The sequence below is a fragment of the Pseudomonas sp. GW704-F2 genome (genome assembly GCF_059423025.1).
Genome location: NZ_JBWKXO010000009.1, coordinates 121,741 through 142,886, shown reverse-complemented (window position 1 = coordinate 142,886; position 21,146 = coordinate 121,741). Strand labels below are relative to the sequence as shown.

Sequence of the window (21,146 nt, the reverse complement as noted above, 5' to 3'; positions counted from 1 at the left end):
GGCATCGCGCAGTTCCTATTTACGTTGGCACTGCATGACGATGCCCTGCACACTGAGCCTGCAACGACCTGCCGGTGGGTCTCATCACCGGAACCCCTGGCGCGGGCAGTAAGCGTCACACCGTGCGATTGACTCGCCGATGCCGTACCCATCCGGTTGCCCAGAGCACAGGTTCCTGAAAGTGCTATCCCATCTCGGGAGGAACCATCCCAGATGCGCCCAGGTTCCACGCTGCGCATCGCCCCCTACCCACGGGGTGGAACCCTGTTCATCCATAGCAAGCACCTTGCCTTCCTCCCTCTTCCGTGCCCTGGGCACGTGTTCGTCTGCGGCAACGTATTCAGGCGCAATGTCTGTCGCCTGCCTTCCACTCTCTCACTCCACAGGAGGTGTTTATCACGGCAACCAAACGTGTCGTTTCTTGGCAACATCCCGCCTCGCGCTTCCCACAGGAAGCACGGCGGACGCCTCATCGAGGCAACAGGTGATCTGAGCACCTGGCCCTTGCCCCTCGGGGATCTCGCCTTGGCGAGTTGGCACCAACACTCACCGAATGCAACTCAGAACAACACAGAACACCGCAGCCCCCCATGGAGCGCACTATGGACGATCTCACCTATACCTTGCGTCAACTGTGCCAGCGCAACCGCGATGGAAGCCACACGACACAAGCCGACCGCCAGCGCAGTCTCACCCTGATCGCTCGCCAATTGCGCGAAGCCGGTTTTCGGCAGATGCGGGCCACTTCGCTCAAAGGCAAGCATATCGAAACGCTGATTGAACGCTGGCAGGCCGAAGGGTTGTCTTCAGGCACCCTCAAGAACCGTTTGGCCCATCTGCGCTGGTGGGCCGAGAAGATCGGCAAAGCAGGACTGATTCCTGCCGACAACACCCGATTGGGTGTTTCTGCGCGCCACGCCCCATACCAACAAAGCACAGGCGCTGGGTGACGGCCTGGATCGCGTGAGCGATCCCCATGTGCGCATGAGCCTGGCCTTGCAAGCCGCATTTGGTTTGCGGCGCGAGGAGTCCATCAAATTCCAGCCACGCTTCGCTGATCACGGCGATCACATCACCCTCAAGGGGTCATGGACCAAGGGCGGGCGTGAGCGCGTCGTGCCGGTCACGACGCCAGGGCAACGAGCACTGCTTGAGCAAGTCCATCAGTTCGCCGGAGTCGGCTCTCTGATTCCGGCGCACAAGACCTACATCCAGCAACGCCATGTCTATGATGGGCAGTGCAAAGCGGCGGGACTGAGCCATATGCACGGTCTGCGCCATCGCTACGCGCAGGAACGTTACGAAGCGTTGACAGGGTGGAAGGCGCCCGCCGCTGGCGGGCACACGGACCGGCCGACCAGCTCCGCTTTGGTAGCTTTCACAGACCTAGGCCTGGGATGAGATCGCCATCAGTTCATCCAAGTTTTCGTCCGTACCTCCGGTGAGTCGACTTTGTATCGGTACTAACCCCTTGGGGTGATGTACCCGATCCCAGACAACCTGATCAGCTTGATTGGCTCGGTAGCATCGTTGCTGTCGGCTTTCGAAACAGCTGCGAAATTAATTCGACTGACTTAACCCACAATCCGCAGACCCTAACTTGCAAGTATTAATGCCGGTTGAGCCTCTCGGTGACGTGCCCGCGCATCGATTGCACCGTTCATTGCCTGACTCCTCTACTGATAGTGATGCAGGCGTTGAAGACGCAGGGCTACGTCCACGCCATCGCACCAAAACTCTTTGCAAGGTTCGACAGCGTTGATCGATTTGACCACCTGCGTCTACCCAGCATCATGCAGGTAACGTCGCTGATCGGTCCGAGAACAAACCTCTAGAAACATCACAAGCTGAAACGTATCAGCTTCAACAAAAAACTCAATTATGCATAAATGCATTTTTTCCCTTGACCCGAAGGGAGGAGTCTTTTACAGTTAAATGACTGTATATAAATACAGTATTTTTTGATCAATATTTATTTGAATCCATTCATGGACGAGGTTTTTCCCTATGAAAAGCAACACTGAGAAATTTGGCAAAACACCCCATCAACCCAGCCTGTGGACCCGAGCCGATGCGCTGAAAGTCCGCGCGGACGACCCCACTACCACCCAGCCACTGGTCAGTGCGAACTTCCCGGTACTGAGCGACGAGGTGTTTATCTGGGACACCATGCCGCTGCGTGATATCGACGGCAACATCACCTCTGTCGATGGCTGGTCAGTGATCTTCACCCTGACTGCGGATCGTCACCCGAACGACCCGCAATACCTCGACCAGAACGGTAACTACGACATCACCCGCGACTGGAACGATCGCCATGGCCGGGCAAAGATGTACTACTGGTTCTCCCGCACCGGCAAGGACTGGGAACTCGGCGGCCGAGTGATGGCTGAAGGGGTTTCGCCGACCGTTCGCGAATGGGCCGGCACGCCGATTCTGTTGAACGAGCAAGGCGAAGTGGACCTGTACTACACCGCGGTCACGCCGGGCGCGACCATCGTCAAGGTGCGTGGCCGTGTGGTGACCACCGAGCATGGCGTCAGCCTGGTCGGCTTCGAGAAGGTCAAGCCGCTGTTCGAGGCCGACGGCAAGATGTACCAGACCGAAGCGCAAAACGCCTTCTGGGGCTTCCGTGATCCATGGCCGTTCCGCGACCCGAAGGATAGCAAGCTGTACATGCTGTTCGAGGGCAACGTGGCCGGCGAGCGCGGCTCGCACAAGGTCGGTGAAGCAGAAGTCGGTGATGTGCCGCCGGGTTACGAAGACGTCGGCAACTCGCGCTTCCAGACGGCCTGTGTCGGTATCGCCGTAGCCCGTGACGAAGACGGCGACGACTGGGAAATGCTGCCGCCGCTGCTGACCGCGGTAGGCGTCAACGATCAGACCGAACGCCCGCACTTCGTGTTCCAGGACGGCAAGTACTACCTGTTCACCATCAGCCACACCTTTACCTATGCCGATGGGGTGACCGGGCCGGACGGTGTGTACGGCTTTGTCGCAGATTCGCTGTTCGGTCCGTACGTACCCTTGAACGGTTCCGGCCTGGTACTGGGAAATCCGTCTTCCCAGCCGTTCCAGACCTACTCGCACTGCGTGATGCCCAACGGCCTGGTGACCTCATTTATCGACAGCGTACCGACCGACGAAACCGGCACGCAGATTCGTATCGGCGGCACCGAAGCACCGACGGTGGGGATCAAGATCAAAGGGCAGCAGACGTTCGTAGTTGCCGAGTACGACTACGGTTACATCCCGCCGATGCTCGACGTCACGCTCAAGTAATCGCTACCCAGGGCTTTCAGGCAGCGGGTTTGAGCTCGATGAAAAACTCGTTGCGGATAGGATCGAGATATCCCACCTAACTTACTGCGACTTTGCTCGGGAACCCTCTTGAACAATACGTAGTAACAACCCTTTGTTACTGGCTGCAAGGAGGCAGCCAGTAATGGGTATCCCCCCTGACAACAACTACATCCGCGCGCTCGTTTATCTCGTCTGCTAAACAGCATGTGAAGATTCTCAAGATTTGCGAGAGTGTGCTCTGGCGCCCCTCCTTCAGGCTCAGCCTGCGGAACTCCACCCATAGATTGAACACGGCCTCGAAGGCCTGCTCTGCCGCAAAACGAACAGCACGACGCTGCTGTTTACGGTGCTCATAGGGTCGGCAAAATTTGTCTGGATATCTAAGCGCGCATAACTGTGCATGAGAAGACCTTAAGGTTCGCCATGTGATTAGCTCTTCACGGCTTGCAAGGTTCGTCATTCAGACCTCAATGTTGGAAAAACCTACCCACAATAGTTGCCTCTCACTGTTCATGACGGCGTATGCAACCTCTGCAACCGTCCTGTCTTGAAAGCAATGCGCTAACCGGACTTTCTCCTGAGTGCGGCAGATGTCAAAACCACCTAGAGAGGCTTCAGGGTGGAGCGTAAGGATTGCATGCCGACTTGCATAGGCCGGCCACCACCCTTGTACGTAATCGAGAACCTTGTATAACTTTTTGCAAGGTGCCTAGAGAATCCTGGGCGATTCATTTTTCTAGCTGTCGCCATTCTGACACGTATCGTCGAAATCATTAAAAGCTTGTGATGGCACTACGCCATCACTGTGCTATATTCATCCAATCATCCATATCAATATTGATTATACCTGCCCCCCCTTCTCAGATGACCGCGCCAGTTTTCATCGGTCACGGCTGATTACCAAAGGAACGCTATGAACTCTTGGTTCGCGAATATCAGCGTCATGCTCAAGCTGGCCTTGGGCTTTGCTGTTGTACTCCTTCTAACCGCCATCCTTGCCGCGACCAGTTGGTTCAGCTTGGGAAAAATGATTGACCGTAGTAATCGAATGGCCAGCATCACCGAACTCGGCAACCGTCTTGATCATCTACGGAGGGCCCGTTTTCAGTATCAGGTGGACAAGGGTGACGAGCAGCAAGGTGCATTGATCCAGGATGCGCTGGAACTGTTTGTCGCCAAGCAAAAAAGCCTCGCAAAAGAACTGCAGCAACCTGAAAACTTGCAAAGTCTTGCGCTGATCAACCAAGCCACCACTCAGTATCAAATGGCAATTAATACGATGCGCGAGGCCTATCGCAATAGTGCGGCCACCCGTAAGGAAATGGCCACCAATGCGGTCAAAGGCGCCGCGCTGATTGCCAAGCTCATCAATGACGTAGAAGCAATGCCAGTCTCTGATCAGCGCCGTTATGAGTTATACAAAGTCATCCTCAAGGCCAAAGAGGATGTCGCGCTGGTGCGTTATGAAGTTCGTGGCTACACCGGCAATCCCAACAGCACTACGGAACAAGCCGCCGCCCGCCAGCTTGATAGTGCGCTCAAGGGCATTGAAACCCTCAACAACACCTTTGGTGCTGCCTATGCCGATCCTATCAGGCAACTGGAAACCGCTCTGATGGCTTACCGCCGCTCAGTGCAGGATTTTACAGCCAGTAATGGGGCTATCGACCACTCCGTACAGGACACTGTCAATTTCGGAGGGGCCATCACCCGTCTGACTGATGAAATGTATGCCAGACAGCTGGCCGCCCTTGAAACAGATAGTGCTCAGGCCCGCACGCTGCAGTTGAGTTGCACTGCTCTGGCAATGTTATTGGGGCTTCTTGCAGCTCTGATAATCACCCGCCAGATTACTCGCCCATTGCAGGAAACTCTGGCTGTGGTCGATTGCATTGCAGCGGGCGATCTCACGCAAAACATGGTCGTAACCCGTAGAGACGAACTGGGTGTGCTGCAACAAGGTATTCAGCGCATGGGTCGTACCTTGCGCGATCTGATCGGTGGTATCCGCGATGGAGTCACCCAGATCGCCAGTGCAGCGGAAGAGCTTTCAGCTGTCACTGAGCAGACCAGCGCTGGGGTCAATAGCCAGAAAACCGAGACCGACCAAGTGGCTACTGCGATGCACGAAATGTCGGCCACTGTGCATGAAGTTGCGCGGAATGCGGAACAAGCTTCCGTTGCCGCATCAGAGGCCGATGCTCAGGCGCGCGCTGGTGACAAAGTAGTCGCGGAAGCCATCGCCCAGATTGAGCGTTTGTCCAGCGAAGTCGGGCGTTCAGCGGAAGCTATGAATGAGCTTGAACAAGAAAGTGGGCGCATCGTTAAGATCATGGACGTGATCAAGGCGGTGGCTGAGCAAACTAATTTATTGGCCCTTAACGCGGCCATTGAGGCTGCTCGCGCAGGTGAGGCAGGGCGCGGTTTTGCAGTGGTCGCTGACGAAGTACGAGGACTGGCTCAGCGTACTCAGCAGTCCACTGAGGAAATAGAAAGCTTGGTGGCAGGCTTGCAAGGTGGAACACGTCAGGTGTCCAGTATTATGCAGAGCAGCCGCGAACTAACCGATAGCACTGTGGCGTTGGCAGGTAAAGCAGGCGCATCTTTAGCTAGCATCACTCAGACGGTTTCCGGGATTCAAGCCATGAACCGACAGATTGCTGCCGCCGCAGTACAACAAAGTTCGGTGGCGGAGGAAATAAGCCGCAGCATTTTGAGTGTACGCGACGTGTCTGAGCAGACCGCCTCAGCTAGTGAGGAGACAGCGGCCTCCAGTATCGAACTCGCGCGCCTGGGGGTACAGTTACAGCAACTTGTCAGTCACTTCAAGGTTTGACCGATGAGCCGTTCCCTCGACCTTGCTTCATCTTTCAAGCTCGGCGCATTAGGACGCCTGGATTCGACAGCGAGGTCGATCTGGTCAAGCGAGTACGCAGTATTCTGTCGATAGTCATCGTTTTACCTCGTCTCGGAATGGAGTGAACATTGTTGAGGACTTCATCAAACCAGTGCTCGAGCAGCAGGTTTCTTCCGGCTGAATCGCCACGGACTCTCTAGACACTTTGCAAGCTCATTGCGTAACGCTGATTGGCGCGCCATTCATGGACGATGACGTGTCCAACAGCAGTATGCAGGGGCATCGTTGCTCCGGATTCTCTGCAAACTCGGCGTCCGCAAAAGGTTGCTGCTCAAAATCGGTCATCTTGTCCCCTTTCAGTCCCTGACGAAGCTGTCATACGTGATGGCACGATAACATCGCGGATCATAGAACGCACAAAATGATAGGGACAGCCTTCCGCAGCAGCGTCTCTCCCACCCCGCCCAGACGCCGTGATGGACAGGCTTGCTACCCGCATCTTCTTCCTCTGAAGTTGCCCCGCCACCTTTACGACCGAAGCGTCTCACCAATTTCCTCAATGGCAAAACCAACGTCATGGCCGGCACGAATCAACTCCGCAAACCGCAGCATCACTGAGGAACTGACATCGTGGGCCAACGCTATGGTCATCAATTCCCGTATCGGTTCGTCAAGCTCTGCTCCGACACTAGGTGAACCCCCCTGCCCGGTGAGCCAGGTAACAAGGGAAGAGACCATGTGCCCTGAGGTATTTTCGTCAACACTCAGAATTTCACCCAGCACCATGCCCAATGTTCCGGCGGGATGCTGGTCCGGGCGGCTCCATGACTTGAGTTCAATCGACTCGCGCCGCACCTTCTCCAGGTTCCGCCGAATCTTCCCGGGAATGGTCGCAGCCGCTTTTGGACGGTTGTAGTACTCGCGATTAGCTAAACTTGCGGCATCTCTGACAACCTTCCAGACCACCGACCAGAGCTGCGAGACACTATAGGTTTCCAGTGCTGATCGCAGGGTACTTTTAATTTCTTCCAGCTCTTGTTCAGTGAGTTCATGGTTATAGAGTTCGCATTGGATACCCAGATAGCGCATAACATCAGCAACTGAGTAATCAAGCCACAGATTGAAGATCCCTTCCGCGTCTGTGTACACCCTATCCGACAGACTCCGGATAACCTCGTCTGCACTTCGTGATTCAGCATCGGGTGCCAAACGGTAAACCACTTGGTCCCTCACCATCCAAATCTCATCGCCCTCCCAGTAGTAGGTGCCCGGCCTGGCCTTGCTGGGATCATCAAGGACCAGCCCCGCCTCGCGCAACTGCAGCACAAAGTCACCGATATATAGTGGTGCGAGTCCTCGGCAATCACCTATTGTGAAACCGCCATTGGCCAGTCTCGGTGTAATGGCCCTGTCTAACGCCAACAGCATCAGCACATGAGCATCCGGAATCGCTGAGTAGTCCACCGTTCGGGTTGACTGATTGCGGCAGAATTCTGCCAACTGCCGCTCAAGCTCCGCAGCTTTCGACCTTTTAGCTTCCAGCGCAATGTCATCCTGGTCTTTCTGACACAACGTACAGAGCTTGATGGCTGGCTGGGGGAGCTTCTTAGCCTGTGAGCGATTCTTTATTTCGATCAATTCTGCGCATTTGGGGCAGACCTGATTTTCATCGAACGCGTTGCAACGCTGCCGTATGAAACTGGTCAGCGTAACGCCCTGAGCCATTTCAATGAGACCCGCTAGGGCGCTCACTTTTTCGAGGTATTGCCCAAACTCATCGACGGCCCAATAACGCTCGATCAACTCAATTTCTTTAGGGTCTTCGGTCAACATTTGTAGCCTGATTGTCATGTAAAGGTCCTATTCCACTCGTCGTTCATTCATCTCAGCACTGGCTGTTTTTCGCGGTATTGCTCAGCGTCGCGTAACGTCGACGGCGATCTTTTTGCTCCATCGTTCTTCCAGCAGCGTTCTCGGCAACACAAACCCTTCAAAACTGCGCTGAGTAACCGGGTTATTTGCCTTCTCTGCCCCAATCCGATAACGCATCAACCCATCAGCGACTGAAAAGGTCAGGTCCACGCTGGTGTCGGTCCTGCCATTGAGGTGCCCACGACTGAGCAGCCGGAACAACGACCACGGCCCGCGATAGCTCATGCTGGCGGTGTTGCCGGTGCTGTGTACCAGGGTCAGTTGGCTGCCATTGGTGTTGCCCAGGCTGTTGGGCCACACCAGCCCCGTGCGTTGCGGCGCGCCATGCTGGTAAGGGATCAGTTGGCCGTCGACGCTGAGCATGCTGCTCAGGCGGGTGCGCAATCGTTACCAGCGTCTGCAGGTTGAACGTCAGCATGAGGCGGCGGTGCAGGCCGATCCTTGTCTGCCTTATATCGAGGCGCAGGAGCGTGCGCTGGACCGCAGCCTGGGCAATTTGCTGAACAACATGGAGCGTCGCCGCTCGCTCTATCAGCTGCCGTGGTACCTGGTGCTGGGTGAGGAAAATGCCGGCAAGACCAGCCTGATCACCCGCTCCAACCAGAGCTTTGCCTTGTCCCATGTGACCAAAGCAGGGGTCAGGGCGCATCAGGAAGAGCAATTGGCCTATCCGGTGGATTGGTGGATTGGCGACGAAGCAGTTTTAATCGACCCGCCGGGTGAGTTCCTCAGTCACTCGGATTCACCGGCTGAAGACATCGAGCAGCAGGGCAAGGTCAAACCGGTATTGCCCGCCGGCACCCACCCGCGCCTATGGCGACACTTGCTCGACTGGCTAACGCGCAACCGCAGCCGTCGCGCATTGAACGGCGTGGTGCTGGTGATCGATGTGCAGGCCTTGCTGGCGCAACGTCCTGAACAACGCAAGGCCCACGCCAACCTGCTGCGCACCCGGCTGTTTGAGCTGACGCGGCAATTGGGCACGCGCTTGCCGGTGTACGTCACGCTGAGCAAGTTCGACCTGCTGGAAGGCTTTGAAGAATTCTTCGCCCGGTTATCGCGCAGCGGGCGCGAGGACCTGCTGGGCTTCACTTTCAGCCTGGACGCGGTGGATGATTTTGATGCCTGGCTGGCGGAACTGACGCGCCAATACCAAACCTTTGTCGCCTGCCTGACCGAGCAGGTTTTCAACAGCACCAGGGAGTCGCGTACATTGGATGAGCGTGATCGCTTGCAGGCGCTGATGCATCAGATGGCGGGCTTGCGCCCGGCATTGTTCGGCTTCCTCAGCGAAATGCTCGGCAGCGACCGTTTCACTACCCCGGCGTTGGTGCGCGGACTGTATTTCTCTTCGGTGTTGCAGCAGGGCACCCTGAGCAACGCTTTCGTCAAAGAAGCGGGGCAAGCCTATCAACTGCCGCCACCGCCACCCGAAGTCAAACCAGCCGGTGGCACGGTGATCTACTTTGCCCAGCAACTGTTCCAGCGGGTGATCTATCCCGAAGCGGGCCTGGCGGGCGACAACATCAAGGTGGCCCGCAGCAAGCGGCGGTTGCTGATCGCTGGGTTCAGCGTCGCATCCCTGGGCTGTTTGGTCGTCATCGGCACCTGGCAGTTTTATTTCAATATCAACCGTGACAAGGCGGCCAACGTCTTGGCCAAGAGCCAGGAGTTCAGTGAGCGGGATATCGACGCCAAGGTCGACCTGATGCATCTGCAGATTTGAAACCGTGTAGCTATCGGGGCGTGAACCGTGAAGGCCATTGACAGTGGCCCCGCGAGTCATTTTCCAGGTGATGGACTCGAAGCTGGGGTGTTTGTCTTCACTGCCGTAGTAGACGTAGGTTTGAGGGTGGTAGGAGCCAGCGATTTTCTGATGAAACTCTTTCGCTTCGGATATGTTGTCCGCAAATATCTCCCACGTGATCGAATCGCCATCCTTCGGCGCCAACCATTCTTCACGCAGCAATCCCCACCAACGGTCACGGCGTAGATAGATCTCTTCATAAGGATCTTTTACCGGCTGACGCGGCATTGCCGAAAGGCCTTGGTCGTCGACCAGCCTCAGCCAGCCAGGCGTGTAATCCTGGTTCGGCAACAATTGCAAGGCACCGGGTGCCTGGGCGAAGACCGCCGTAACTTCTTGACCGGTCGGACCAATCACTGCACCGGCAATAGGGTCTTCATCTTTCATGCCGACCTTGCAACGGCGATAGGCGACTGGCGCGCCGGTTGCCGGCATGACGCCATGCACGACACCGGCAATTTTGTCGGCCATGCCGGGCAGTTGTGCGCACCGCCTTGCCACCAGCCCGCCCATGGAGTGCGTGACCAAAATTACCTGCTGACAATTGCGACCGTACTGGCGCATCAGTTCGTCAATGCGCTCAGCCAAACGACTTGCGGCGACTTTGTTGGAATCCAACCAGTTATACCCACACGCATGCACCGGCATCCGATAACCACCGCGCGCCACCAGCTCATCCGACACAATCGGCGGCAACTGACTGGCCAGGGTGGCACCCAGCCCTGGCATGCCGATGTTTATAGCGGGCTTGAGACGGGTGATGTGAGTCGGCCCCGGTTCGACGGCGACGGTATGCAGGTGCTCCGGCCGAATATCGAATTGAGGCCACCGCTGGGGCAGGAACTCGCTATTCAGGGTCTCTTCCAGCCAAAGAAGAAACGCGTGATAGCTGGTTTCGCTGACTTCGCCCCAGCCGCGCTCCTGATAGCGTTTAGTCAGGGCAAGCATTGTGCTTTTTTTGTCCGGCCCAGGCGTCGTCAAGACGGTGCCTACCGGCCGTTCGGGCACCGCGCCTTCTCTATCGACTTCCACCCTTTGCGGGTGTAACAGGCGCTGGCGTATGCCTGCCTTTTTGTTGATCCAGTTCACGGCCAGCCACACATTTTTGCCTATCGAAGACGCGCTGCTGGGCGACTACGACGCTCAAGGCGTGAGCCTGACCACGCCCTGGGGCAACCCGGCATTGCAGCACGTCGCCACGCCCATCGCCTTCAAGGTCTTGCAGTTGACTGACGACTCGCTGCTGGTCAACGCCAGTCCCCAAGCCATGGCCGACGACCTGAAAAAGACCCTGGGCAGCACCTACATCCGCGCCGACGACTACCTGCTCAACCCCGGCCAATTCAAGTTCATCGACCTGCGCGCCCTGGATGAAGACACCCGCTTTATCGCAGTGATCGCCAACTACCACAGCACTGATGTCGGCCGGTGGAAACAGCGCCTGCGCGTCGAGCCCAAGGGCCGCCAATACGCCGTGCTGGTGCAGTTGGACGCCGCCCAGGTCAGCCTCAAAGGAGAAACCCGATGACGCCTTTTTCAGTCGCTTTTGCCCCGAGTAATCACCGATGAGTTCACGCAACCCCGTCATCTGGCATGAAGGTTTGTTCGTCAAACCCCAGCACTTCCAGCAACAGGCCCGCGCCGCCGAAGCCGCCATGCACCAGCGCCTGCACAGCCTCAACGACGCGCTCTATGGCTTCAGCGAGCTGGCGTTGAACGACGAATACCTGAGCTTCGGCAAAATCGCCATTACCCGGGCACGCGGGATCATGCCCGACGGCAGCGTCTTCGACATTCCCCACGACCTGGCACCGCCCTCCCCGCTGGAGATCGCTGACAGCAGCGCGGTCGGCCAGATCGTCTACCTGGCACTGCCGTTGCGCTCCAACGGAGCCCTCGAAGTGCGCTGGCCCGACCAGTACGGCAACAGCCGCTACATCGCCCGCCGCGAGGAAATCCGCGACACCCACAGCGATGACGGCGATCAAGTCGGCATGGACCTGGCCGTGCCCAACCTGCAACTGATGCTCGAACGCAGCGACCGCAGTGCCTTTACCGGCATCGCCCTGGGCAAAATCAAGGACAAACGTCCGGACGGCAGCCTGGTGATGGACGAGCACTTCTACCCCACCAGCCTGTCCCTGCAAGCGGTGCCGGCGTTGCACCGCTACCTGGGTGAAGTGGCCGGGTTGATGCGTGAACGCGCCAAGAACCTGGCCCAGCGGATCGGCTCACCGGGGCAATCGGGGGTGGCCGATGTCACCGACTTCAACCTGCTGCAAACCCTCAATCGTTTGTTCCCGCTGTTCCAGCACCTGGCCCGGCAACGCCAGGTTCACCCGGAGCGGCTGTACATCGCGCTGGCGCAAGCCTGCGGCGAACTGGTGACCTTTACCGACGAGGGCCACCTGCCCCAGGAATACCCGGCCTACCAGCACGACAACCTGCGCGAATCCTTCCAGATGCTGGAGCACACCCTGCGCCGCGCCCTGGGCACAGTACTGCAACCACGCGCGGTGTCGCTGCCGATTGTCGAGCAGCAGTACGGCGTGCGCAGCGCCGCCTTGAACGACAAGCGCCTGCTGGACAACGCCGAATTCATCCTCGCCGTGCGCGCTGAACTGCCCGCGGAAACCCTGCGTCAGCAACTGCCGAGGCAGATCAAGATCACCTCCACCGAAGGGCTGGAGCAATTGGTCAGCCTGCAACTGCCGGGCATCCCATTGCGGCCGCTGCCGGTGGCGCCGCGCCACCTGCCGTTCCATGCCGGCTTCAGCTACTTCGAACTCGACCGCCATCACCCTGCCTGGCAAAGCCTGAGCAGCGGCAGCGGGTTCGGTTTCCATATTGCCGGTGAATTCCCGGAGCTGGAGTTGCAGTTCTGGGCGATCAGGAGTGAGAGAGATGACTAAGACCACACCAAATTCATGGCACCACGAGGAAGTCTCCGGCGCCATCGACTTTGCCGGCGAAACGATCACTGCCAACAGCCAAAGACAATTGGCCGACCCTGAATTCGACTTGCGCGGCGTAGCCTGGAACCCGCTGTGCGATGCCGCCACGCCACTGATCGGCCTGGTGATCCGCCTGCGCCGCCTGGACCAGCACGATGACGTACCTGCGCTGTACCTGAGCGTCAGCAACCAGATCACTACGATCATGGAAGAAGTCAGCCAGCTCGACTACGACGCCGGCATGCTCAAGGCCTACTCCTACAGCCTGTGCCTGTTGCTCGACGAAGTGGTCATGAGTACCACCTGGGGCCGGCTCTCCAGTTGGAGCGCACGCTCATTGCTCAGCCAGTTCCATGGCGAAACCCAGGGTGGCGAAAAATTCTTCACCGTCATGAACAACATGATCCCCGAAGCCGCCCGGTATCAGCATGTGCTGGAGTTCATGTACCAGTGTCTGATCTCCGGACTGAAGGGCAAATACGGCGCCCATATCAAGGGCGATGACGAGATACAGAAGATCATCGACCAACTGCATGGCCTGTTGCGCCCCCTGCGCGGCGAGACACCCAAGCGCCTGACCGACCCGCTGAAAAACGTCGCGCCGCGCAACTACCGGATCAAACGCGCATGGCCGCTGTGGACGCCTTGGGCCATGGCCGCCGTCATGCTGACGGTCGCCTACACAATCTACTCAATCCGCCTGAACACCATCACCCAGCAGGTGCTGGTGTCGCTGGAGCGGGTGCTGCACCTGTAACCGATTTTCAGCGTGCTCATCCCGAGCGCCTGCAAAGCCATGGCCGTATAGGCCATAACCCGCGACCCCATGGGTCGTTCACTTGATCGCGACAAGGAGCATGTCATGCCAACACCCGCGTACATCAGCATCCACGGCAAAAACCAGGGCCACATCACTAAAGGTGCCTTCACCGCTGATTCGGTGGGCAACGTCTTTGTGGAAGGCCACGAGGACGAAATCCTCGCCCAGGAAATAGACCATCAAATCGGTGCCCCAACCGACCCGCAAAGCGGCCAACCCACCGGACAGCGCGTGCATAAACCGCTGACCTTCACCAGCGCGCTGAACAAAGCCTCGCCGCTGCTTTACCAGGCCTTGGCCACTGGCGAAATGCTGCCGACCGTTGAGGTCAGGTGGTTCCGCACCTCCACCGACGGTAAACAGGAGCACTTCTTCACCACCAAACTGGAAGAGGCCACCGTCGTCGACATCCACACCGTGTTGCCTCACGCCCAGGACAGCGAGAACGAAAACTATACCCAACTGATCAAGACCAGCCTGGCTTACCGCAAGGTCAGCTGGAGTCATGTGGTGGCCGGCACCGAAGCCTCGGACGACTGGCGCAAACCGGCTGCAGCGGGTTAAGCGCGCCCATTCCGCCGCTGCGGTTCGCGCAGCGGCAGAACCTTCACTGACTCAACCCATTTAAGGAGGCTCTATGCCTGCCGTCGTTCTGGTCGGTCACGACCATGATTGCCCTCTGTGTGGCCCCACCACTATCAACAGCGGTACGCGCAATGTCACCGTCAACGGTCGCGCCGTCGCCCGTGTCGGCGACGCCCTGGGTTGCGGTGCCGTGATCACCAGCGGCTCGCCCTCGATGACCGTCAACGGAAAAGCCGTGGCCCGTGTCGGCGATACCACCGACCACGATGGCGAACTCGAAAACGGTGATAGCAGTTGGTTGATCGACTGACACTCACATACTTGAAATGGAGGCCCCATGCCCCGCCAAAGCGACCTGCGTTTTACCTTTGAGCCCTTGAAGGGCGATTCATTCGAGGTGGTCTCGTTCACCCTTAACGAAGGCTTGTCCCAGCCCTTCAAACTCGAACTGGAACTGGCCAGCCACAACGCCGCTGTCGACTTCAATCGGGTGCTCGATCTGGCGGGGCTGTTCACGATCTGGCGTGGAGAAACGCCGGTACGTTACGTTCACGGCCTGGTCAGCCTGTTCACCCAGGGCGACACCGGCTTTCGTCGCACCCGCTATACCGCCGTGGTCGAGCCAACCCTGAAGCGTTTTGATCTGCGCTCCAACTGGCGCATCTTCCAGGCCCAGACCGTGCCCGACATCATCACCAGCATGCTGGCCGAGCAGAAACTGACCGACATCCGCAGCGAAATCTGCTTCGAACACCAACCCCGTGAATACTGCGTACAGGCCGGCGAAACCGACCTCGACTTCATCACCCGCCTCGCCGCCGAGGAAGGCCTGCTCTACACCTTCGAACACCACGCCGACGGCCACACCCTCGTCCTCACCGACCGCGTCGGTGGCCTGGGCACCATCGGCACGCACACCGACTGCCCGGTGATCTACCAGCCCATGGGTGGCGGCGATGCTACGGAACCGGCGTTGACCCGCTTCCACTACACCGAACAAGTGCGCACCGCACGCCAGGTGCAGCGCGACTACACCTTCACCCACCCGCGCTACAACCAGCAGCACACCGCCACCGGCGACCAGGACCTGAACAACCAGCACAAGGACTACGAACGCTACGACTATCCGGGACGCTACAAACGCGACATCGCCGGCAAGCCTTTCACCAAGACCCGCCTGACCGCCCTGCGCAACGACGCCAAGCTTGCGCATGTGGCCGGTGACGATGCGCGCCTGCAACCGGGGTTGGCGTTCGACCTCAACGAGCATCCCCGTGAGGATTTCAATGATCGCTGGCGCACCATTGCTGTTACCCACGAAGGCAAACAGCACAGCAGTCTGGAGGAGGAAGCATTCGGCAGCGACAGCGGCACTTCCTACAAAATGAAGGCCAGCGCGATCCACTGGATGTCCGACTGGAAAGCGCCGCTGTGCGACAAACCCTGCATCGACGGCCCGCAGATCGCCACCGTAGTCGGCCCGCCAGGGGAAGAGATCTATTGCGACAAATGGGGGCGGGTCAAGGTGCAGTTCCCGTGGGACCGCACTGATAAAAACAACGATCAGAGCTCATGCTGGATTCGTGTGGCTCAGGGCTGGGCCGGCGCGACCTGGGGCGCCATGGCTGTACCGCGTGTAGGTCAGGAGCTGGTGATCAGCTACCTAAGTGGTGATCCTGACCAGCCCATCGCCACCGGCCGCACCTACCGCGAAACTAACCTGCCGCCGTATGAGCTGCCCAAGCACAAGACGCGGATGACCATCAAGAGCCGGACCCATAAGGGCGAAGGTTTCAACGAGCTGCGTTTTGAGGATGAGCTGGGGCAGGAAGAGGTGTACATCCATGCCGAAAAGGACAAAAACGTTCATGTCAAAAACGACAATGGTTTTTTTGTTGGAAATGACCGTAAGAAAGAGATTGGTAACGACGAGCATGTTTCGATCGGCAATGATCAAACTCACGCCATAGGCCAGAATCGCATTCTTGACGTCGGTCATGACTATAAGGTCTTCATTGGGCGCGACCGGTGGGATGGCGTTGGCAATGACCGATACGAGTCCACAACCGCCAACCACAGTGTCGAAGTTGGCGGTCATAGCGAGCACACGATCAAGGGGCAGCATAGCGTTACGGCAGGTCAGGGTTTCGAATGCATTACTACCGTTTATAGCTTGCAGACCAGTGAAAAAATCATCTTTCAGAGTCCAGGGGGCAGCATCACTCTCGATGCTCAAGGCATTCACATCAATGGCTTAGCCATCACGATCCAGGGGCCAGTGTCTGCAACAGCATCGGGCGGCGGGCAACCTTTCTCGCTGCAACTGGAACCCGAGGCGGGACACACCTGCGTGGAGAAAACAAAATGACTCCAGCTGTTGTCCAGACCTTCGCAACCGAGCAATACACCGCCAATGCGTCGTTGTATCTGCTGCTCGATCCACTAGCGGATTGCGCCGAAGACGACCCATTACATATAGACACTCTACGCCAATCGTTAGGCAACGATGCACTCACTGGACTGCGCCGCCCAGATTTGGTCCACACACCACAAGCGTGCCCGGTGCTGGTGACCCTCGCAACGGCTGGCGCCAAACCTTCAGAATATTTACTGTCGTTGTCGGCATTGCGTGCCAAAGAAGATGAACGCCGCTCAAGACGCTATGTATGTGGTTGGCTCAGTAGTACCGCAACAGCCACGACGGTCAGCAGTCACCTGATAGAACTCGGTCATTTGCCAACCTCGGTGGGGACAGCATTCTTTCCGGTGTATGAACCGTTGCGCCTGGAACTACTGGTCGCCACGTTGAAATTTGGGGAGACAGGAAGCTGGTGGCCAATCCATCAATGGCTATTTCCCACAAGCAGTGGCGGCAGCAGTTGCTTGATTGGCCAGCCGGGCACGAGCGTTGACTTCTCGCCATTTACCAGCGCAATACAACAGAATGCAGGACTGGTGTCCTCACTGCTCGGCGCGTGGCGTCACGCTGTCAGCCTTCCCCTTACTTACGCCCCCGCTCGCTGGCAAGGCGCTACTTTGCTACCTCCTCAAGCTGCTGCTCGGGCTTACGAGCAGATACGTGACGCACGTATTATGGGCCTGAAAAAACAACACGACATTGTGACCCTGGCACTACATCGTCTATTGCTGCATTCGAGCATTCATACACACACAGACATAGGCATATCAATAAAGCGGGCAATCGAGAATGGCACGTCGCTCGCAAAGCTTTTTTCCGAACTAAATGACCAATCCTGGCAAAGAATCGTGTCGGAATTGACCCTTGCAGGAGCACAACCATGACCCTAAGCTCGCAGCTTGGCAATGCCGTAGTAGAAACATGCCTTCCTTTGGACCAATGCAACGCCTGCACCCGCCAAGGATTACCAATCCTTCCGCTGCGAAAAGCTCTGGTTCCGCGCGCTGGCGAAGACACCGGTGCGATGTCCAATTCTCGCATGGGCCTGCGTACACTACGCGCAGGCTATTTGTACGTATTACTCGATCAGCAGACGTGGCAAGCCTATCAAGTGACACCCGATGGCTATCTACGTCAGTTCAATCCCGACGCGCCACCCGCTGCCAATGAGACCCCGTTGTGCGATGCGTGTACCTCGGCAGGCCACGACGCTCCAGCGTCCTTTCTCAACATCGATATCCGTAAATACACCCATGCATGGCTGGCTTTTGCCAGTGACCCCTGGCCTCGCAGCGTTCTCGACGCCTACAAAAACAGCGCTGCTCCAGGACGCTTCCGAAAACTCGACCTGCGAACTGCTCGGGACGCCCCCGACAGCATGGAGGACGCGTTGATGATGACAGCGACGGAGCCTCGTGTGGATCAGCAAGTGCATGAATATCAGCGTCATCAGGCTGTCGGAGACCTGGATAAGGTGCATGGGTTTCACAGCCGCGTAACACGGGTGGGAGCACTGAAGAATTACCTGCGCCAAACGATCGACCAGCAAGGGTTGCAACAAGGTGTGCTCGCTCTGGTGCTGGACGACACGGTGGGTCTGATTCAACAGTACAACTACTTGCGTAACGGCTGGGTTGAGGCTCGTCAGCGGTACATTGAAGACCCGATGAGGACCTACAAGCGCCAGACGTCAGATCTGCTCCTGGCTATTCGCGAAATGCACCCGATCTGGGCCGACCAGCAGACCGCCTCATTTGCCCCCATGACGGGCGATGCGGCACCGACCTTTGGCGATCCCGAGGTGGAGCGTCGGCGCGCCATCGAAGAAAAAGTCCGGAAATACAATGCGTCACTGGAAAAGCGCTACAGCGAAGGCTACATTTCGCGCCGGCCAGATACTTACCAGAACGGGAGCCATGATCGGAGCTGTGACCGGTTTGTTTGATGCGACGCAGGCGGGGATGGCGGCTATTCGAACGTCGAAAAGCGGTGATAGGGCCGCGACAAGATGGTACCTCGCGTCAGCGGTAGTAAGCGGGGCAGGCGCCGCTGCTGCCATTGGTGCTGGCATATATAGTGCTTCGGCTCTTATGGGACTAATGGGCCTTGCAATAGTACTGGGGATTACAGCGTATGCTTTTTTTCAATTGGCCAAGAGTAAAGAGTCCACGCCCCTTGAAAAATGGGCCAGACGCTGTGTCTTCGGTTACGCCGACGAAACTCCAAAGATTCATTGGAATCAGCCCAAACATGCCCCGGTTGCCATCGCCGAACTCAACGCCGCAACTTTCGGCGTCGAGGCCGACGTGCGCTTTCGTTTGCGTTTGATCGCCGGCCAGAGCCACCACAGGGGTGGTTCGACCGGCGGGGCCGGTACCCTAGCTCAGGAAAAGAGGCTGGAATATCGCTTGGTATTGCCATGCTTTCACCCGGAGCATTCGAACTATCAATGGACCCTACGCCTCTTGCGCGAGGGCGATAACCCAAACACCGAAGATGCCGGCGAAGTGGCCGCAAGTGGCAATCTGGTTGCTCCTCCCGTGCCACTAACGACCAACGAAGCAGCCAACCCCACCCGAAATGTGAATTATCAGGCGGAGCCCGGCACGCCGACCGTCAAGACTCGCGGCGCCATGTCACCCAACAACAGCGCTCTACAGATCCTAGACATTTCAGGCGCGCTCGTTTTCAAGCCTACTGAACGTCGCCACCGAGTCGAAGCGGCCATCCTGTCGTTGACCTACTGGCCTGATCGCAACATCTCCGAGGGCTATGCGGCCCTGACTCTCACAACGTACTCCAACCTTTAATCTCTCCGGAATTCACTGATGTTCTTCACCGAACCGTTACTCGATCGTATCCTTGGCTCTGTCTACAACAGTCAGATAGCCCTGGGAATCCATTCGGCCGATGTCGCCGGTGCGCAACCAGCCATCTTTGTCGATGGCCTGCGCCGTCGCCAGCGGCTGTCGCCAGTAACCGACCATCACCGCTGCAGACCGAACGACGATCTCACCGGTCTCGCCACACGGTAGAGGCTGCCCGTCGTTATCGATGATGCCGATTTCAACCCCCAGCATTGCGCGGCCCGCAGTTGTGATACGTCCAGGTTGACCCTGCTCGTGATCCTGAGGCGTCAAGGCCACCACGCCGCCGGATGCTTCGGTCATACCGTACATTTGCGTGAAGCCGCACTTGAGGCGAGCGATGGCCTGTTGCAGAACCCCCGCTTCGATGGGGGAACCGCCGTAAGTGATATAGCGCAACTGGGGAGCGCATGTCTCAGCGCTTACCGGTGACTCCAGCAGTATGCGCAGTGCGGTGGGAGCCAGCAGCATATGCGTGATGCCCCCCTGTCGAAGTTGTTGCCACACCTGGGTGGCATTGAACTCCTCGCAGATCACGAGCCGGCCACCGCTGTGCAGCCCGAACAAACCATAGGCCGTGCCGGCGATGTGTGCGACCGGCATGGCCACAAGTCGCTAGTCATTTGTGGCTTCATTGACCAGCCAACGACTTGGCGTGAAAACAGATCGAGCACCACGGCCAAGTACAGCCAGCCTTCATAGGTTCGGATGTAGGTGATGTCGGTGACCCAGACTTTGTTGGGCTCTCTGACATCGAACTGGCGCTTCAGTAAGTTTGGTGAGGCAACTGCTGGTTTACCGCCAGATTTTCCTGGTCGCCGCCGATACCGAGTCTGAGAACGCAAACCTTCAAAGCGCATTAACCTAGCCACCCGATGGCGGCCACAGCTCTCACCAACCTCGCGCAGGTCATCATGGATCTTGCGATAGCCATAAACACCACCGCTTTCCAGCCAGGAATGCTTGATCAAACCGAGCAGTCGTTGATCCTCCTTGGCGCGCGCAGATTTTGGTTCGGATAGCCACGCGTAGTAGCCGCTGGGATGAACCTTCAGCGTCAGGCAAAGCCGTCGAATGGAGTAGTCACCCGAGAGCTGCTTAATAAAGGCGTACTTCAGCCGCACTCCTTGGCAAAGTACGCGGCGGCCTTTTTAAGATGTCTCGCTCCTCCGTTACCCGCTTTAGCTCAGCACGTAGGCGGCGAAGCTCAGCACTCTGATCGTCCTCCTGAACCCGCTGCTCCTGGGGCTTGGTGTAGCGCTTAATCCAGGCATAGAGGCTGTGCACGGACACGCCCAATCGCGCAGCCACCTCTGAAACAGGAAGCTGTTTTTCGGTCACTTGGTTGACCGCCTGGATTTTGAATTCTTCGGGATAACGCTGGTTGCTCATGGCACCTCCTAATGGGCCTCATTTTAAGGCTTGGAGGTGTCTACGAAACTAGGGGCGATTCATCTACCTTTACTAGAGCATGTCGGAATAATTGGTTGAACCAAGTCCGACACTGCGGATTCCACGACACTTGGACACTCAGCCCACGATCATTTGGACACTCGTTCCACGCTCACTTGGACATCTGATCCACGTCCACTTGGACAGGCA

General features: G+C 57.6%; 16 protein-coding genes and 4 pseudogenes. 15 read left to right on the top strand and 5 right to left on the bottom strand.

Features of this window, described 5'->3' with window-relative positions; genetic code table 11:
* Window positions 1–602: 602 nt before the first annotated feature.
* From AC07W0_RS10495 to AC07W0_RS10480, 4 genes and pseudogenes are all read left to right on the top strand, one after another.
* Window positions 603–1,341 (top strand): annotated as a pseudogene (locus AC07W0_RS10495) (phage integrase N-terminal domain-containing protein); the annotation flags it as partial.
* A 666-nt stretch (window positions 1,342–2,007) separates the two neighbouring features.
* The gene (locus AC07W0_RS10490; protein WP_102617416.1) at window positions 2,008–3,282 is read left to right on the top strand and encodes a glycoside hydrolase family 68 protein; all 1,275 of its coding nucleotides are present in this window, start codon (window positions 2,008–2,010) and stop codon (window positions 3,280–3,282) included.
* Window positions 3,283–4,216: 934 nt separating this feature from the next.
* Window positions 4,217–5,284 (top strand): annotated as a pseudogene (locus AC07W0_RS10485) (methyl-accepting chemotaxis protein); the annotation flags it as partial.
* The gene (locus tag AC07W0_RS10480) at window positions 5,276–6,139 is read left to right on the top strand and encodes a methyl-accepting chemotaxis protein (protein ID WP_371918415.1); all 864 of its coding nucleotides are present in this window, start codon (window positions 5,276–5,278) and stop codon (window positions 6,137–6,139) included. The pseudogene AC07W0_RS10485 and the gene AC07W0_RS10480, both read left to right, overlap by 9 nt.
* Before the next feature lie 549 nt (window positions 6,140–6,688).
* Here AC07W0_RS10480 and AC07W0_RS10475 read toward each other — a convergent pair.
* A complete protein-coding gene (locus tag AC07W0_RS10475; RefSeq protein ID WP_256580801.1) occupies window positions 6,689–7,993 on the bottom strand; it encodes a hypothetical protein in 1,305 nt (434 codons plus the stop codon).
* 81 nt (window positions 7,994–8,074) lie between these two features.
* Window positions 8,075–8,455: a type VI secretion IcmF C-terminal domain-containing protein gene (locus tag AC07W0_RS10470; protein WP_102617418.1), complete on the bottom strand. Its 381-nt coding sequence runs from the start codon at window positions 8,453–8,455 to the stop codon at window positions 8,075–8,077.
* Between AC07W0_RS10470 and AC07W0_RS10465 the strand changes: the two genes are divergently transcribed.
* The gene (locus AC07W0_RS10465; protein ID WP_102617419.1) at window positions 8,454–9,818 is read left to right on the top strand and encodes a type VI secretion protein IcmF/TssM N-terminal domain-containing protein; all 1,365 of its coding nucleotides are present in this window, start codon (window positions 8,454–8,456) and stop codon (window positions 9,816–9,818) included. The genes AC07W0_RS10470 and AC07W0_RS10465 overlap by 2 nt on opposite strands.
* Before the next feature lie 270 nt (window positions 9,819–10,088).
* Here the strand turns inward: AC07W0_RS10465 and AC07W0_RS10460 are convergent.
* A pseudogene (locus AC07W0_RS10460) lies at window positions 10,089–10,427 on the bottom strand (KH domain-containing protein); the annotation flags it as partial.
* Here AC07W0_RS10460 and AC07W0_RS10455 point away from each other — a divergent pair.
* The 10 genes from AC07W0_RS10455 to AC07W0_RS10410 all read left to right on the top strand — a co-directional run bounded on the left by AC07W0_RS10455 (window position 10,341) and on the right by AC07W0_RS10410 (window position 19,487).
* Window positions 10,341–10,946, top strand: coding sequence for a hypothetical protein (locus AC07W0_RS10455; protein WP_368665943.1), 606 nt, complete (start codon window positions 10,341–10,343; stop codon window positions 10,944–10,946). The pseudogene AC07W0_RS10460 and the gene AC07W0_RS10455 overlap by 87 nt on opposite strands.
* Before the next feature lie 13 nt (window positions 10,947–10,959).
* The gene (gene tssJ, locus AC07W0_RS10450) at window positions 10,960–11,427 is read left to right on the top strand and encodes a type VI secretion system lipoprotein TssJ (protein ID WP_256580802.1); all 468 of its coding nucleotides are present in this window, start codon (window positions 10,960–10,962) and stop codon (window positions 11,425–11,427) included.
* A gap of 37 nt (window positions 11,428–11,464) precedes the next feature.
* On the top strand, window positions 11,465–12,811 hold the full coding sequence (gene tssK / locus AC07W0_RS10445; RefSeq protein WP_102617420.1) for a type VI secretion system baseplate subunit TssK: 1,347 nt from the start codon (window positions 11,465–11,467) through the stop codon (window positions 12,809–12,811).
* On the top strand, window positions 12,804–13,610 hold the full coding sequence (gene icmH / locus AC07W0_RS10440; RefSeq protein ID WP_046483834.1) for a type IVB secretion system protein IcmH/DotU: 807 nt from the start codon (window positions 12,804–12,806) through the stop codon (window positions 13,608–13,610). Before tssK ends, icmH begins: the two co-directional genes overlap by 8 nt.
* A 105-nt stretch (window positions 13,611–13,715) precedes the next feature.
* Window positions 13,716–14,237, top strand: coding sequence for an Hcp family type VI secretion system effector (locus tag AC07W0_RS10435; protein WP_017847989.1), 522 nt, complete (start codon window positions 13,716–13,718; stop codon window positions 14,235–14,237).
* A gap of 73 nt (window positions 14,238–14,310) precedes the next feature.
* On the top strand, window positions 14,311–14,568 hold the full coding sequence (locus AC07W0_RS10430; protein WP_046483836.1) for a PAAR domain-containing protein: 258 nt from the start codon (window positions 14,311–14,313) through the stop codon (window positions 14,566–14,568).
* A gap of 27 nt (window positions 14,569–14,595) precedes the next feature.
* Window positions 14,596–16,626 carry a type VI secretion system Vgr family protein gene (locus AC07W0_RS10425; RefSeq protein ID WP_102617421.1) on the top strand — a complete coding sequence of 677 codons (2,031 nt, stop codon included), beginning with the start codon at window positions 14,596–14,598 and terminating at the stop codon, window positions 16,624–16,626.
* A complete protein-coding gene (locus AC07W0_RS10420) occupies window positions 16,623–17,561 on the top strand; it encodes a hypothetical protein (protein WP_126587299.1) in 939 nt (312 codons plus the stop codon). Before AC07W0_RS10425 ends, AC07W0_RS10420 begins: the two co-directional genes overlap by 4 nt.
* On the top strand, window positions 17,558–18,622 hold the full coding sequence (locus tag AC07W0_RS10415; RefSeq protein ID WP_102617422.1) for a T6SS effector BTH_I2691 family protein: 1,065 nt from the start codon (window positions 17,558–17,560) through the stop codon (window positions 18,620–18,622). Before AC07W0_RS10420 ends, AC07W0_RS10415 begins: the two co-directional genes overlap by 4 nt.
* The gene (locus AC07W0_RS10410) at window positions 18,594–19,487 is read left to right on the top strand and encodes a hypothetical protein (RefSeq protein WP_102617423.1); all 894 of its coding nucleotides are present in this window, start codon (window positions 18,594–18,596) and stop codon (window positions 19,485–19,487) included. Before AC07W0_RS10415 ends, AC07W0_RS10410 begins: the two co-directional genes overlap by 29 nt.
* A 36-nt stretch (window positions 19,488–19,523) precedes the next feature.
* Here the strand turns inward: AC07W0_RS10410 and AC07W0_RS10405 are convergent, their stop codons facing one another.
* Window positions 19,524–20,147: an AMP-binding protein gene (locus AC07W0_RS10405; RefSeq protein ID WP_102617424.1), complete on the bottom strand. Its 624-nt coding sequence runs from the start codon at window positions 20,145–20,147 to the stop codon at window positions 19,524–19,526.
* A 5-nt stretch (window positions 20,148–20,152) separates the two neighbouring features.
* Window positions 20,153–20,936 (bottom strand): annotated as a pseudogene (locus AC07W0_RS10400) (IS3 family transposase); the annotation flags it as partial.
* Window positions 20,937–21,146: the final 210 nt, after the last annotated feature.